The organism is Pseudoalteromonas sp. G5_S1_14_S5 (genome assembly GCF_054968605.1).
Genome location: NZ_JBQKUM010000001.1, coordinates 57366 through 72620, shown reverse-complemented (window position 1 = coordinate 72620; position 15255 = coordinate 57366). Strand labels below are relative to the sequence as shown.

Genomic DNA, 15255 nt, shown 5'->3' with positions numbered 1-15255 from the left:
CCTATTGGTCGTCTAACTGTGTCGTTTGGACTAACGATTTAATTATAGTGTGATTCGTCTGTTTGTTCTGTCGCGCGAAGCTGACTTAGAAGAGCAACTCTATTCTTAAGCCTCTAACTTCGGCCAATGGCCTAGCGCAACAGAACGCTAATTTTGATTGTGGTGAGTCGTTATAAGGGGCGATTATTACTGTAATATGACATAGCCTTTATCACGGTCTTTTATCCACATCACTCCTCTGTGTAAGCGATAGAAAGCGCAATAAAAAAGAGCAATGCGGGAAGGCATTGCTCTTTTGGTTTCTATTTCGAAGACTCAGAACCACTTACTGTTGATTCTGCAGCGCTGATGCTGGATTCAGCCCCAGAAGTTTCTAAAGGTGGAATAACGATCAACCCTTCAAGACTCTCCTCTTGTTCTTTATTACGCTTATTAACGTGGCCGATGATGCTTTGGTAATAACGACGAATGTTCTCTACGTAGTTTCTAGCTTCATCACCACGGGCATAACCATAGCGAGTTTGGCTGTAGTATTTCTTCTGTCTTAGTAGAGGTAGTCTGTCTTTTACATCACCCCAAGCATCAGGATCTCCGCCTTGCGCTTTGGTTAAGCGGCGTGCGTCCATCATGTGTCCGTAACCGACGTTGTATGAAGCAAGCGCAAACCAGATTTTCTCGTGTTGCGTGATTGAATCTGGTACTCGGTTCACGATACGGCGCAGATATTCAACACCACCTTGTACCGACTGTTTAGGGTCGAGACGGTTGGTCACACCAACGCTCTTCGCTGTCGGCAGTGTCAGCATCATCATGCCACGAACACCAGTTGGTGAGCGTGCGACTGGGTTCCAGTGCGACTCTTGATATGCTAGTGCGGCAATCAAACGCCAGTCAAACTCTTGCGAATACTTCTGAAACAGTGGTGACCATTTGGGTAGCTTGCTGTCAAGTGCGCGGATAAAGGCACGAGTATCAACGTAGTCAAAAGTGCCAATGTGACCAATGTACTTTTCTTCTAGCAAAGCAAGTTGACCAGACTGTTTTAGATTGCCGAAGAACTCAATCAGCAATGCGTAAAGGCTTTCATCTTCAGACTTCTCTAAGTACCAAGAGATAGGCTGGTCTTCCGTTAGCTCGAACGCCAGCGCTACGTCTGGGTATAGGCGTTGTGCCAGCGATAGCTCGATTGAGTCGGCAACCGTGAATAGGCGCTCGCCTGTTGATACTTCTTTTAGCAAGTCATTGATATCAGCATCTTTAACTGCTTCGTAGATGAAGTCTTGGTGCGTGTTCTGTAATTGCTTAAGTGTTGGTTCGAAGTGCGAGTCTTTGACCACAACTAAAGAGGGCGTCAGAGTCTCCTTATGTGATGCGTCTTCTGATTCAGCTTGCGCTTTGATGAATTCAGCCTGGCGCTCGTTCTCAAACTTGATCAGTTGAACAAGGTTTCTTGGACGCCATTGGCCTTTTTTGTACACCACCTGTTGGCTTACATAGTAATAAGCCGGCGCTGCACGATAAGCACGTGTCAGCTTGTTGTTTTGTGTTAACCCTGTAGCGATAAGGTCGATCTCGCCTTTCTTTAAAGCGGGAAAGAGGCCGGATAGGCGGTAAGCCGGTTTAACTTCAAGCTTAACCCCCAGTTCTTGTGCAAACTCACGGGCCAATTCGTAATCGAGACCAGCAGGGCCATCGGGACCGATGTAATAAGAGAGTTGGTTATTCAGAGTACCGACACGAAGCACGCCACGCTCTCGTATCTGCTCGAGGACACTTTTAGGCTCAGACTCAATCTGGCATGCGGTTAGCCCAAACAGAGCGATAACCAGCAGAAAGGACTTAGAGAAAAAGATGAGAGAAAAATTAGGCATCAAAATGAAATCTCGAAAAGTGGAGCCCCTTTATACCAAACCCCGCCAGACTGGCAAAGTAGGTTTCATTAAACAGATGTAAAAGTGGTGATAAATGCAGCAAAAACACCATTTGCTCAGAAACATGAAAAAAAATCACGCAAACGGTTGCTTTTGGTGTTACGTCACAAAAAAAAATGCTTTATAATGCGCTCGCATTGAAGAGGTGGAATCGGCATAGGTTTTTAAATCTTGGGGAATAGCTTCGAAGAAAACAGTTAGGTTTCCTCTTTAACCCACTGAATTTATTCCAATATCACCTTAATCAACTGCATAAGAGACCTAAGTACATGAGAATTTTGCGTGGCTCCCCAGCTCTATCTGAGTTTCGTGTAAACAAGCTTTTAGAGCTTTGTCGTGAATTAAGCTTGCCTGTAACAGGTATTTACGCTGAGTTTGCCCACTTTGCTGATTTAACAGCAGACCTAGACGCGTCTGAAGTTGAGAAGCTAGAAAAGCTACTGACTTATGGTCCAACGATTGAAGAGCATGAACCTGAAGGTTTACTGCTACTTGCTACTCCTCGTCCAGGTACTATTTCTCCTTGGTCTTCAAAGTCGACAGACATCGCTCACAACTGTGGTCTTGATAAAGTCGTTCGCCTTGAGCGCGGTACCGCTTTTTACATCGAGACATCAACAGAACTTTCTGAGCTTCAACTGGTTGAACTGAAAGCGATTCTTCACGATCGTATGATGGAAGTGGTTTTCACTGACTTCGAATCTGCGGCAGCATTGTTCACCGTTGCTGAACCGGCACCTTATGCGGAAGTTGATCTTCTTACAGGCGGCCGTAAAGCGCTTGAAGAAGCAAACGTTACCCTAGGTCTTGCTCTTGCAGAAGATGAGATTGATTACCTACTTGAAAGCTTTGTAACTAAGCTTGAACGTAACCCGACTGATATCGAGCTAATGATGTTTGCACAAGCGAACTCAGAGCACTGTCGTCACAAGATCTTCAACGCTGACTGGACTATCGACGGCGTTATGCAAGAAAAATCTCTGTTTAAAATGATCAAAAATACGTTTGAAGTGACGCCTGATAACGTACTTTCTGCATACAAAGATAACGCAGCTGTTATGACAGGCTCTGAAGTAGGTCGTTTCTTCCCAGATCCAGAAACTCGCCAGTACAACTACCACCAAGAGAAAACACACATCTTGATGAAAGTTGAAACGCACAACCACCCAACGGCTATCTCTCCATGGCCGGGCGCATCAACAGGTTCAGGCGGTGAAATCCGTGATGAAGGCGCAACAGGTATCGGTGGTAAGCCAAAAGCTGGTCTTGTAGCGTTCTCTGTATCTAACCTTAAGATCCCGAACTTTGTTCAACCTTGGGAAACAGATTTTGGTAAACCAAGTCGTATTGTTACTGCATTGGATATCATGCTTGAAGGCCCTCTTGGTGGCGCGGCATTCAACAACGAATTTGGTCGTCCAAACCTACTCGGCTACTTCCGTACTTACGAAGAGAAAGTAAACTCTCACGCAGGTGAAGAAGTACGTGGTTACCACAAGCCAATCATGCTGGCTGGTGGTCTTGGTAACATCCGTGACGAGCACGTTCAGAAGAGAGAGATCCCAGTAGGTGCAAGCCTAATCGTTTTAGGTGGTCCAGCAATGAACATCGGCCTTGGTGGCGGTGCGGCATCTTCAATGGATTCTGGTTCTTCTTCTGAAGATCTCGATTTCGCTTCGGTACAACGTGAAAACCCAGAGATGGAACGTCGTTGTCAGGAAGTTATCGACCGTTGTTGGCAGCTAGGTGATGCGAACCCAATCGCATTCATCCACGATGTGGGCGCTGGCGGTATCTCAAATGCACTTCCTGAGTTAGTAGACGATGGCGAGCGTGGCGGTATCTTCAACCTACGTGACGTGCCAAACGATGAGCCGGGTATGAGTCCACTTGAAATCTGGTGTAACGAATCTCAAGAGCGTTACGTAATGGCGGTTGCAGACAAAGACATGGCAACGTTCGACGCTATTTGTAAGCGTGAACGTGCACCTTACGCAGTGGTTGGTAAAGCGACGGAAGAGCGTGAACTTAAACTTGAAGATTCACACTTCGACAACACGCCAATCGACATGCCAATGGACATCCTATTAGGTAAAACACCTAAGATGCACCGTGATGCGAAAACGCTAAAAGCGAACAACCCAGCGATTGACCGTTCTGGTATCGAAATGAACGAAGCGGTTGACCGTGTTCTTCGCCTACCAACTGTCGCAGAGAAAACATTCCTTATTACTATCGGTGACCGTTCGGTAACTGGCCTTGTTGCTCGTGACCAAATGGTTGGCCCATGGCAGGTTCCTGTTGCTAACTGTGCGGTAACGGCAGCAAGCTACGACTCTTACCATGGCGAAGCGATGTCTCTTGGTGAGCGTACGCCAGTGGCACTACTAGACTTCGGCGCATCGGCTCGCCTAGCGGTTGGTGAAGCAATCACAAACATCGCAGCGACTAACATCGGCGATATCAAACACATTAAACTGTCGGCGAACTGGATGTCTCCAGCGGGTCACCCAGGTGAAGATGCAGGCCTTTACGAAGCGGTGAAAGCCGTTGGTGAGGAGCTATGTCCAGCACTGGGTCTAACTATCCCAGTAGGTAAAGACTCAATGTCAATGAAGACGAAGTGGGAAGAGAACGGCGAGCAGAAAGAAGTAACGTCTCCGCTATCTCTTGTTATCACTGCATTTGCTCGTGTTGAAGATGTTCGTAAGACGACTACGCCTCAGCTTCGCACCCCTGATAACCTTGAAGGACTTGGCGACACTTCACTAGTTCTTATCGACCTAGGTAATGGCAAGAACCGTCTAGGTGCAACGGCACTAGCGCAAGTTTACAAGCAGCTTGGTGATAAGCCTGCAGACGTAGACAACGCAGCACAACTGAAAGGTTTCTACGAAGGCGTTCAAGCACTAGTTGCTAACGACCAAGTAGTGGCTTACCACGATAAAGGCGATGGCGGTCTATTCGTTACTCTTGCTGAGATGGCATTCGCAGGTCACTGTGGTGTTAATGCTGATATTGCAGCTCTAGGCGAAGATACTCTAGCTGCACTATTCAACGAAGAGCTAGGTGCGGTAATCCAAGTTCGTAACGACGACCTAGACGCTGTTCTTTCAACTCTTGCAGCAAACGGCCTAGAAGCGTGTTCACACGTAATCGGTTCTGTTGAAGCATCTGATGAGCTAGTGATTAAGTCTGGTGAGTCTGTCGTGATTGAACGTAACCGTACTGAATTACGTACTATCTGGGCTGAGACGACGCATAAGATGCAAGGTCTACGTGATAACCCAGTTTGTGCTGACCAAGAACATGAAGCGAAGAAAGACAACTCAGATCCAGGTCTGAACGTAAAACTGAGTTTCGATGTTAATGAAGATATCGCTGCACCGTTCATCAACACGAGCGCTAAACCTAAGATGGCGATTCTACGTGAGCAGGGTGTTAACTCTCACGTTGAAATGGCAGCAGCGTTCGACCGTGCAGGTTTCGAAGCGACTGATATTCACATGAGCGACATTCTTACCGGTCAAGCGGTACTGGATGAGTACAACGGCCTTGTAGCATGTGGTGGCTTCTCTTACGGTGACGTACTCGGCGCTGGTGAAGGTTGGGCTAAGTCGGTTCTGTTTAACGATTCGACTCGTGAACAATTTGAAAACTTCTTCAAGCGCGAAGATACCTTCTCTCTAGGTGTGTGTAACGGTTGTCAGATGCTGTCTAACCTGCGTGAAGTAATCCCAGGTGCAGAGTACTGGCCACGTTTCGTTCGCAACGAATCTGAGCGTTTTGAAGCACGTTTCAGCCTAGTTGAAGTTCAGAAATCAGATTCTGTATTCTTCGACGGCATGGAAGGTTCTCGTATGCCAATCGCAGTTTCTCACGGTGAAGGCCGCGTAGAGGTGCGTGATAACGACCACCTAAACGCGATTGAAAATTCAGGCACGGTTGCTTTACGTTATGTTGATAACCACGGTAACCCAACGCAGCAATATCCGAACAACCCGAACGGTTCGCCAAACGCTATCACAGGTTTAACAACGACGGATGGCCGCGTGACTATCATGATGCCTCACCCAGAGCGTGTATTCCGCACAGTGGCTAACTCTTGGTCTCCAGAAGGTTGGGGCGAGAATGGTGCTTGGATGCGTATGTTCCAAAACGCACGTAAGAACGTGGGTTAATCATGCTGTGTTAATCTGATTAGATTAAGCAGAAGTCAAAAGCGCAGATCGAAATATCTGCGCTTTTTTGTTCATTTGGTCAGTATGTTTGAAGGTTGCTCAACAATTAATTGTTATTATAAACGAGGAAATTGTTTTTTATCATTGTCTATTTACTCTCAGAGTGGATGACATCACTTCGGTTCAAATAATTGAATTGCTTGATTCGTTTGGTAAGGCAATTCTTGATAAAGACTCAGTCAGATCCTCCTCCAATTTATCAAGTAGAGCGTACCTTTTTGAGTAGAGGTTACGCTTACTTCTTTTTAAATGAGTCAGGTCTTTGCGCTCTAATTTAACTGGAATCTGATAAAAGAACTTACTCACTTTTTGTCCGCCCACCTCTTCCCACAAAGAGTCATAATCACTGCTAATAGCACCTCTTTTTGAACCCAAGTATCGCAAAGCTTGATATACATGACCTTTATTTGATACTGCGATCACTTTGTTCACTTCAAAATACCTAGCAAACATTAAGCTCAAATTGAGCATTAGAGCTTTAGGGCGAAGGCCGTGAAGTGTTCGAGTTATTTCTTTAATCTTAATCTGACTATCAATGACATGACGGTTGGTTCCTTGTAAGCAACCTATGTGTAACACTCTGTCATTTTCATCTTCAGAGAGGTTACACGTAATTGAATATATGGTCTGGCCAGAATGCAATTCTACAAGCTTAATGCCGATAGACCCCTCTCTTGACTCACCTGGATAAAGCTCAATCCTGTAAGGTTGACCATTCCGATCTTTGAAGGTTGTTATCTCGAATGGTTTTTCATAAAGGTTGATAACTTTGCTATCAAACTTATCAGTTAAAATTTGAAAATGCGATCGTATCAGCTCTAGCCTTTGGGTAGATGAGAAACTAGGAGAGATGAATGGTTTCAATGGCTTTTCAAAGAGCTTGTAGTCGTTTTCAAAGACTGCTGTTAGTTTTTTATCCTTCTGTAAATCGAACATTCCTTGGGTAACTTGGCGATTGAGTAATCCCCACATAACAAATCGAATGTTTTTACGAAGGTAGTCTACTCCATAACAATGCGGGTGAACTTTCTTTGATAGATTGTGGAGTTTTTTTAAACTGTGCATGAGAATTTTGTTCGAAATGAGTGGATCAATTGAGATGATTATACAAAATAATAAAACACTGTTCAAAATGTCATGGCCATTTAGTTAGGTGTTAGCAGGGAATTTGCTCCTCTGAGCTGTTTCTGCCATGTGTCACAGGATAAGATGGATTTGTTAGAAAGTGTGTATGTTAGTGGATTAAGGGGAGGACATACTTTTGGATACTAGCAAAAGAATGAAGAAAGCCGTTGGATTTCACCCCAGCGGCTTCGTATTTCTAGCATCGGATACTTGATTAGTTGTTGCTGTGTAGTTCGCTGTTCAGTTCAACAGCAGACTTGTTCGCTAGACACTCTATTTGACCAGTGATCGAGTTGCGACGGAACAGCAGATCAGAAACGCCAGCTAGGTCGCGAGCTTTAATGATTTCTACTTCGTTACCTTCTTTATCTAGCATGCGAACTTTCGTACCAGCCGTTACATATAGACCAGACTCAACAGTACAACGGTCGCCCATTGGGAAGCCAAGACCTGCGTTTGCGCCTAGTAGGCAGTTTTCGCCGATAGAGATAACCATAGTACCGCCACCAGACAAAGTACCCATGATAGAAGCGCCGCCACCGATGTCTGAACCGTTACCGACAACAACACCTGCAGAGATACGACCTTCAACCATGCTTACGCCAGTTGTACCAGCGTTGAAGTTGATGAAACCTTCGTGCATGACTGTTGTACCTTCACCCACATGTGCGCCAAGACGAACACGGGAAGTGTCAGCAATACGAATACCTGTTGGTACGACGTAATCCACCATTTTAGGGAATTTGTCTACGCAATCTACAGATAGAGCACGACCTGCAAGGCGAGCTTCGATTTGACGCTCAGCCAGTTCAGGAAGATCGATTGGACCTTCGTTTGTCCATGCTATGTTGTGCAGTAGACCGAAGATGCCGTCAAGTACTGTACCGTGTGGTTGAACTAGACGGTAAGAGATGAGTTGCAGTTTTAGGAAGCCTTCAGCAACAGATGCTGGCTTCTCGTCTGTCGCAAGAACGACAAGAACAAGTGGCTGTTCAGATGCTGCTGCTTTTTCCGCGAAAGATGCGTTTGCTGCATCGTCGTTTGCTGCGAATGCTTTCGCTAGTTCTGCGCTTTGTGCAGCAGAGATTTCGATAGCTTGGTTGCCTTCAGTGTAACCTGCTACTTCACCAACAGCCGCTACTAGAGCGTCGCTTGGGTTTAGAAGTGGGCTAGGGAAGAACGCTTCAATGATTTTATTGTCGCGGTTTTTGGTTGCCGTACCGAAGGCAAGTGAAAAGAAAGCCATGTTGAATCTCCATGTGTTGAGTCTTGATTTTGCTATTTCATAACAGCGGCTCGAATAACCAGCGTCGTCGTTAGCAAAGTTAATTTAATTACGTTCATCATAAAGAGAGCGCCCTCGTTATGAAAGGGCGCATCGGGATAAAGTCTGTAAAATGATATTGCTTGTCTTTTGAGAGATGTTTTTCTGCAATGAGAAAATACTGCAGAACATCACAAATGAACGAATATAACAGTCAATATTCCTTTTGAATGTTCATTTAAACAAACGGTGCACTGTGCGCTTGTTCGCTCACTTTCATTAGCGCCTTGCCTACCGATCACTGCCAGTATTGGCATTGCCGGTGATAAAGCAGCGATACTTAGTGCTGTCTCTTATCACCTTCTGTTGCGTTTTGAGTCTATCAATTCACTTTGAAGCATGTGAAAAAAACGCCAATGACTGACTCTGATTAGAGGTGTCATTGGCGTTTTTTAGAAAGTTTCAGCTAATTAAGCTGCATCTTCTTCTGCGTCTTCAACCGCTTCAAGCTTCTTCGCTTTTTTCGGAGCTGGTTTACGCTTCGCACCTAATGCATAAAGAACTTCTTCTTTGTTCTTAGCTAGGTACATTGCAAGTTCTTCTTGCTTGCTTTCATCTTCAACTAAATCGCTTTTGCCTAACAGTTCAAAAAGCTCATCAGCCATATCCAGCATTTTGTCGTATGCGTCAGCTTCGGCTTTAGAGGTAAAAGTCATTTTCTCTTCTCCGTTGCGTTCCACCACGTACTTGACGATAACAGCCATGGTTAATCCTCTAAGTTTGATAAATTTTACTGGCTTTTTATACAGTTTCTGAGGCTGAAAGTCCAGTTGGAGCTCGCACTATCCGGCCTCAATCTTGATGTGTCGCCCAGTCTTCACAATAACTCATGAAAGATTTCAGTAACGGGCTTTGGTATTTTTCTTTGTGGACCAGCATCCAGAATCGGCGCTTCATATCAAGTGGCACATTAAGTGCTTTTACTCGGTCAGAATTGATCGCCCTTTGAGCTGCTAAACGAGACAAACAGGCAAAGCCCAGACCGGCAGAAACAGAGTTGATGATTGCTTCTGTGGTGTTTAGCTCAAATGATTCGTACCAGTGCTCGATTCGCGGTGCGACCGCACGTAGGAAAAACTCACGGGTTCCAGAACCTGACTCACGCAATATCCAGTGGCTGTTCTCTAGATCTTGTAATGCAATTTGCTCTTTTGCTACCAGAGGGTGTTGATTACTAACGATAATACACATCTCATCGCTACTAAACTGGCTTGAGATTAACTCTGGATGGAGTGTTTTTCCTTCAATTAACGCGATATCCAGTTCATAATCCACCAACTTTTGACAGATCAGAGCACTGTTTGAGATGAACAAGCTTTGGTCTTGGTGCTGAGTTTTTTCTCGAAAGCCAGACAAAATAAAAGGCGCAACCTGATTACCAATCGTGTCACTCGCGCCAACCTTGAGATTGCCACTCAAGGGCTGGTCGTCACGGAACAAAACATCAATACCAGCAGCACGATGTAATATCTCATCGGCCAATGGGAGCAACTTATGTCCCTCTTGGTTGAGAATTAATCGGTTGTTGACCCGGTCGAATAGAGAATGGCCTAGCTGTTTTTCCATTTCACTGAGTGCCATGCTAACCGCGGCTTTAGAGAGAAACAGAGCTTCCGATGCAGCGGTAAGTGTCGAATGTTGGGTAATGGTGACAAACACTTTGAGCTGTTTGATTGAGATATTAGCCATCAGGTTCCTAGTTTTACGCTGCTGGTGGAATAGGTTGTTCAGTATTGATGAACACTTGTTATATATAATTGGATATCCCTTTACGAAGTACAAGCGTATTATGGCTTCAACAAGCTGATGAGTTCACAAGTTTAGTGAATTAAGTTCAAGAGAGGCTCACATGATTCAACGTATTAAATATAGATTAACAGGAGCTCCAACACCCATGGCAGGGTTAGCACTTGCAATCGCAAGCTTAGGCTGGTGCTGGGATGGCGTTTTAGTCGCACAAGGTATTTTGCACACTCCTGGTTTAGTGCAGTGGATCAGTGCGGGTATTGCGGCGGTATTACTTCTTGTTTTAGCTGTGAAGTTTCTGATTCATGGCCATCTATTGCGTGAAGATCTTGCTCACCCAGTGGTGGGTAGTGTGGTTCCAACATTTGCGATGGGCTGCATGGTGGTATCAGCATCTTTAGCGTCGATTTCTCAATTCTTTCAAGAAGCGATGTGGTTAGCGGCGGTTGCTTTACATGTTGTGTTCTTGGTGAGCTTTTTGTACCACAGAGCAAAACAGTTTGAGATTCACCACATGGTGCCAAGCTGGTTCGTACCGCCAATCGGTATCATTGTGGCAGACGTTTCTTTCTCTGGTAATCCAGTTTTAGAGCCTGTAGCGAACGCGACTTTGGTATTCGGATTATTGGTTTACGCTGTGATGCTACCACTGATGGTTTACCGTTTGATCTCCTCTCACGAAGTGTCAGATGCCGCAAAACCAACGATTGCGATCATGGCAGCACCAGCAAGCCTATCTTTGGCGGGTTACTTAACCGTTACTGCTAGCCCTTCACCAGTGATTATTGGTTTGTTATTTGGTATTGCGGTGTTGATGACGTTCATTATCTACATGGCGTTTTTCAAACTACTGCGTCTGCCATTCAGCCCTGGCTATGCAGCGTTTACCTTCCCAATCGTGATTGGTGCAACAGCCTTGTTTAAATTGGCTGCGTGGATGCAAGCACAAGGCATTGAAGCGCATTACGTTAATCAAGTATTTGGCCTTGCATACCTTGAACTGATTGTGGCTACTTTGGTGGTGGGTTATGTCGCTGTTCGTTACTACATGAACTACAAACCTCATCGTGTTTTAAGTGAGATAGCGGGCAGATTGTAAAGGGCAATAGTTCAAAAGATAAACGGACCTTAAGCTTTCGGTATTTCAAAAGCTTATATTCCTAATCCAAACTCAGCACTTATGCTAATCTGGCAGTATATTGTGGCAAGATTAGCGTGAGTGCACTTTGTTTACTGTTTACCATTCCAATAAAGTTGATACTTTAAAAATTCTTCTCGTTCACTTGATCAAAAGTGACCCTTTAGCCAATCCTTTCGAAAAAGAGCAGATCTTGGTTCAGAGCCCGGGTATGTCTCAATGGCTTAAGATGGAACTCGCCAAAGAGTTTGGTGTAGCAGCAAATATCGATTTTCCTCTTCCAGCAACTTTCATTTGGGATATGTTTACCCAAGTGCTTCCTGACGTACCGAAACGCAGTGCTTTTAACAAAGAAGCGATGACGTGGAAGCTAATGAGTTTGCTGCCCGCGAAACTTGACCACCCCGATTTCTTACCCCTACAGCGCTATCTTGAAAACGATGAAGACGGCTCTAAGTTGTATCAATTAGCCGAGAAAATTGCCGATATTTTCGATGGCTACTTGGTGTATAGAGCTGAGTGGATGGCGATGTGGGAAGCGGGCGAGCCCGTTGCAGAATTGATTGATAGTGAAGGGCAACAAGAGCACCCTTGGCAGCCAATTTTGTGGAAGGCACTCTACGAGCAAACACTGTCTCAAGGCCAATCAAAATATCACCGTGGTAACTTGTATCACGACTTCATTGAAGCATTAGCTAACCAACAAGGGCAATTACAACACCTGCCGAAACGTCTGTTTGTGTTTGGTATTTCGTCGCTGCCCCCTCGCTACATGGATGCTTTGAAAGCGCTTGGCGAAAAGATTGATGTTCACCTGATGTTTACCAACCCTTGCCAACATTACTGGGGTGATATTCGTGACCGTAAATACTTGGCAAGAGTAGAAGCGCAGCGTCGTAAGCAGTTTGCTTTGGTTGATGGCTTGCCTCAGCTAGAAGGCGAAGTCTCGCCACTGAAAGATGGTATTGAAGCCAATGTCGAAGATGAGCTGCATACTAGCCAAGCAGTAGGCAATAGCTTACTCGCATCCATGGGTAAGCTAGGCAGAGACAATTTGTTCCTGCTGTCTCAATCAGATAGCGAAGAGCATGAATTCTTTATTGATGTCGAGAGAGACAGTCTGCTGCATCAACTGCAAGCCGATATTCTTGAGTTAGAAGAACACCAAGACGATCACATCTTAGATTCAAGTAGCCATAAACAGGTGGTTGAGTTGGGCGATCGCTCGTTGACAGTGCATGCTTGTCACAGCCCTATGCGTGAGGTTGAAGTTCTTCATGATCAGCTGCTAGCAATGTTTGACGCTGACCCGACATTAAAGCCACGCGACATCATCGTGATGGTGGCAGACATCAATGCTTACAGTCCTGCGATTCAGGCGGTATTTGGTAATGCTCCGGGTGAGCGTTATATCCCTTACTCGATCTCGGATCGAACGGCAGACCAAGAGAGCCCGATTCTGACCGCGTTCATGCAGTTGGTCGCGCTACCGAATACGCGTTGTTTAGCGTCTGAGTTGTTAGAACTACTAGAAATACCAGCGATGATGGCACGTTTTGGCATTGATGAATTTCAATTCGAGCAAGCTAAGCAGTGGGTTGAAGAAGCAGGTATCCGTTGGGGTGTCGATTCGTCTACGGCAACTGAGTTTGATTTGCCTGCCACCGAGCAAAATACCTGGCTATTTGGTATCCAACGCATGCTATTGGGCTATGCGATGTCGGATTCTGCAGGTTTGTTTGAAACTGAACACTCTCCAATTGCAGCTTATAACGAAGTTCAGGGCATTAACGCCGAACTTGCTGGTAAGTTAGCGCACTTTATTGAGCGTATTGCTCATTACCGTCAACGCCTTGCTGAGACGCAATCCATCGATATGTGGCGTGAAACCTTGCTGCAAATGATTGATGACTTCTTCGCCGTTGAGTTAGAAGGCGAGGTGGTGCTTAAGTCGATTCGCGATGCACTTTCTCAACTGAATGAACAGCTTGATGATGCCTTGTACGAACAAGAGCTATCGCCAAGCATTATCTACCAGTACTTAAACAATAAACTGTCGGGCGCGCGTATCAGTCAGCGTTTCTTAGCGGGGCAAGTGAACTTCTGTACTCTGATGCCGATGCGTTCTATCCCGTTCAAAACCGTTTGTCTATTAGGCATGAATGACGGTGTTTACCCTCGCTCAATGCCGCCAGAAGGTTTCGATTTGATGAACGGACGTACTCGTCCCGGTGACCGTTCTCGTCGTGATGATGACCGTTACCTATTCTTAGAGGCGATGTTGTCGGCGCAAGAATGTTTGTACATCAGTTACGTCGGCCGCTCGATTCAAGATAATACTGAGCGAGTACCGTCGGTGTTGGTTTCAGAGTTGATTGAGTACTGCCAGCAGAACTACTGCCTAAGTGACGATCAAGCGCTACCAAGTGATGATTCTGGTATCAAGCTGACTCAAGCGTTCAGCTTTGAGCACACCATGACGCCGTTTAGTCCGGCAGCCTTTACACTAGGTGATGAAAGCTATGTATTGAGTTACGCCAAAGAGTGGCTTCCTGCGGCTAACCGTTCAGGTGAGCGCAGTGGTGAATTCAATCGTGCTTTGGATGACTATTTGCTTGGGGCGACTTATCCGTTAGAACTCGATTTGGTTGAGCTACAGCGTTTCTGGCGCTTGCCAGTGCAATACTTCTTTAATCGTCGTCTAAAAGTCGTGTTTGAGCCACCGCTTCCGGTAATGGAAGACGACGAGCCGTTCGTGCTTAATGGCTTGGAGAGCTTCCAGCTTAAGGATGCTCTGCTGCAAGTGCTGCTTGATAACCCAGAAGGGGCGGATGAAGCGGTTCGCTTGTTTGTTTCTGAGCAAAAAGCACAAGGTCGCTTACCAGTTGGTGCTTTTGGTGATATCGAGTTTGAAACCAACCGTGTTCAAGCGGAAGACTTAGCCAAAGAGATTCGATTTGTAAGTGGGCAGCCACAACAAGATCTCGAGGTAAATATTGAATTCGACGTGCTCGGTGAGGGCAAACCGGTTCGTTTGATGGGTTGGCTAACTCAAAATTATCAATCGGGCTTAGTACGCTTCCGTAGCGGTAAAATTCGTTCGCAAGACTACTTGGCTGCATGGATTGATCACTTGTGTTGTGCGGTGATGGAGCATGGCAAAACAACTCATATAATTGGTTATGACAGAAAAGAGGGCGTGGTTCACCAAACGTTACAACCTGTCGGCGATGCACAGCAGGCGAAGGGTTTATTGGCTGAGTTAGTGCGACTGTTTTATCAAGGTATGACAGCACCACTTCCGTATTTCCCCAAAACCGCATTGGCAGGCGTTGAAGCGGGCTTTAGCCGCGGTAAGTGGGTCGATGATGAAGAGAAATCGCTCAAGAAAATGGCCGATACTTTTAATGACAGCTTCGCCTTCACTGGCGAGGGGCGAGATACCTACATCTCGCGTATTTGGCCTAAGTGGGATGATGAGCTGGCTGCTGAGTCACGCATGTATTCAACACTTGTGTTACAGGCGGCAAGGTTGGCTGCTGCCGATCTGGAAGAACAGGAGTAAGTGGGTGTGATCGACAAGATCAACCGCATGTGCGCAGAGTCAATGAAAGACGAAAGAAAGTCGCTGGTAACCATTTGGGGTGCTTGCTTTCAGTGTGAAGGGAATCAAGGTGAAGAGAAGTAAGGTACAGGAAATAAAGTGGCCGCCAGTAAATCATTATTAGTGTAGGGCGTTCGCTGTACGGC

At 45.7% G+C, this 15255-nt stretch carries 8 protein-coding genes; 3 read left to right on the top strand and 5 right to left on the bottom strand.

Going from position 1 to position 15255, the window contains the following annotated elements; translation table 11 throughout:
* Positions 1-302: 302 nt before the first annotated feature.
* Positions 303-1871: a membrane-bound lytic murein transglycosylase MltF gene (gene mltF / locus ACTRWI_RS00290; protein WP_499128310.1), complete on the bottom strand. Its 1569-nt coding sequence runs from the start codon at positions 1869-1871 to the stop codon at positions 303-305.
* A 329-nt stretch (positions 1872-2200) separates the two neighbouring features.
* On the opposite strand from mltF, the gene purL reads away from it, so the two are divergent.
* Positions 2201-6112: a phosphoribosylformylglycinamidine synthase gene (gene purL / locus ACTRWI_RS00285; protein ID WP_499128307.1), complete on the top strand. Its 3912-nt coding sequence runs from the start codon at positions 2201-2203 to the stop codon at positions 6110-6112.
* Positions 6113-6295: 183 nt separating this feature from the next.
* Here the strand turns inward: purL and ACTRWI_RS00280 are convergent, their stop codons facing one another.
* The 4 genes from ACTRWI_RS00280 to ACTRWI_RS00265 all read right to left on the bottom strand — a co-directional run bounded on the left by ACTRWI_RS00280 (position 6296) and on the right by ACTRWI_RS00265 (position 10310).
* Positions 6296-7237, bottom strand: a complete 942-nt coding sequence (locus ACTRWI_RS00280) for a VirK/YbjX family protein (protein ID WP_499128305.1) — start codon at positions 7235-7237, stop codon at positions 6296-6298.
* Positions 7238-7511: 274 nt separating this feature from the next.
* Positions 7512-8543, bottom strand: coding sequence for a 2,3,4,5-tetrahydropyridine-2,6-dicarboxylate N-succinyltransferase (gene dapD, locus ACTRWI_RS00275; RefSeq protein ID WP_499128303.1), 1032 nt, complete (start codon positions 8541-8543; stop codon positions 7512-7514).
* A 488-nt stretch (positions 8544-9031) separates the two neighbouring features.
* Positions 9032-9325 (bottom strand): YebG family protein, encoded by a 294-nt coding sequence (locus ACTRWI_RS00270; RefSeq protein WP_499128301.1) that lies wholly within the window; start codon positions 9323-9325, stop codon positions 9032-9034.
* An 88-nt stretch (positions 9326-9413) separates the two neighbouring features.
* Positions 9414-10310: a LysR family transcriptional regulator gene (locus tag ACTRWI_RS00265; RefSeq protein WP_499128300.1), complete on the bottom strand. Its 897-nt coding sequence runs from the start codon at positions 10308-10310 to the stop codon at positions 9414-9416.
* Between the two features lie 160 nt (positions 10311-10470).
* Here ACTRWI_RS00265 and ACTRWI_RS00260 point away from each other — a divergent pair, with 160 nt between their 5' ends.
* Positions 10471-11466 carry a TDT family transporter gene (locus ACTRWI_RS00260; RefSeq protein ID WP_499128298.1) on the top strand — a complete coding sequence of 332 codons (996 nt, stop codon included), beginning with the start codon at positions 10471-10473 and terminating at the stop codon, positions 11464-11466.
* A gap of 127 nt (positions 11467-11593) precedes the next feature.
* Entirely contained in the window at positions 11594-15070 is a 3477-nt protein-coding gene (gene recC, locus ACTRWI_RS00255; protein ID WP_499128296.1) for an exodeoxyribonuclease V subunit gamma, read from the top strand.
* The last annotated feature ends 185 nt before the right edge of the window (positions 15071-15255 follow it).

What these genes read in the sequence shown, in the direction of transcription:
- ACTRWI_RS00265 (WP_499128300.1), bottom strand. Translation starts at nt 10,310, where the DNA reads ATGGCTAATATCTCAATCAAACAGCTCAAAGTGTTTGTCACCATTACC.
- ACTRWI_RS00270 (WP_499128301.1), bottom strand. Translation starts at nt 9,325, where the DNA reads ATGGCTGTTATCGTCAAGTACGTGGTGGAACGCAACGGAGAAGAGAAA.
- dapD (WP_499128303.1), bottom strand. Translation starts at nt 8,543, where the DNA reads ATGGCTTTCTTTTCACTTGCCTTCGGTACGGCAACCAAAAACCGCGAC.
- mltF (WP_499128310.1), bottom strand. Translation starts at nt 1,871, where the DNA reads ATGCCTAATTTTTCTCTCATCTTTTTCTCTAAGTCCTTTCTGCTGGTT.
- ACTRWI_RS00260 (WP_499128298.1), top strand. Translation starts at nt 10,471, where the DNA reads ATGATTCAACGTATTAAATATAGATTAACAGGAGCTCCAACACCCATG.
- purL (WP_499128307.1), top strand. Translation starts at nt 2,201, where the DNA reads ATGAGAATTTTGCGTGGCTCCCCAGCTCTATCTGAGTTTCGTGTAAAC.
- ACTRWI_RS00280 (WP_499128305.1), bottom strand. Translation starts at nt 7,237, where the DNA reads ATGCACAGTTTAAAAAAACTCCACAATCTATCAAAGAAAGTTCACCCG.